This is a genomic window from Arthrobacter sp. Y3225116, from assembly GCF_059091245.1.
In genome coordinates this window covers 1-438 of the sequence record NZ_JBNHGL010000565.1, presented here as the reverse complement: position 1 = coordinate 438, position 438 = coordinate 1, and the positions used below count along the sequence as shown (strand labels likewise).

The window sequence follows — 438 nt, the reverse complement described above, 5'->3', positions numbered from 1 at the left end:
GGGTGCGGGCGGAGCTGGCCGGCACCGGGCTGCAGGACGCGCCGGCAGTCGCCGTGTCCGCGGTCACGGGAGCCGGCCTCGACGAGCTGCGCAAGGTACTGGATACGACCCTGTCCTCGGTCCCCGCTCCCGATCCCTCGGGTCGGGTGCGGTTGTGGATCGACCGTTCCTTCACGATCAGCGGGGCGGGAACGGTGGTGACCGGAACGCTCACGGCCGGCACCCTGGCCGTAGGCGACCGCCTGCAGCTCGCGGGCCACGGCGGCCTCCGGCCGGTGTCGGTGCGGGGCCTGCACAGCCGCAACGAAGCCTTGCCGTCCATCGGTCCGAGCAACCGGGTCGGCGTCAACGTGCGCGGCATGGCCGCCGGCGGCATCCGTCGCGGCGACGTCCTGCTGTCCGAAGACGCCTGGCTCCTCGTGGACGGCATCGACGTCC

The 438-nt window shown here is 73.5% G+C and carries 1 protein-coding gene; it reads left to right on the top strand.

What is annotated here, in order from left to right; all coding sequences use genetic code 11:
* Positions 1-438 (top strand): EF-Tu/IF-2/RF-3 family GTPase (locus AC5RV2_RS18980; protein ID WP_494093615.1); only part of this gene is annotated, 438 nt, incomplete at both ends.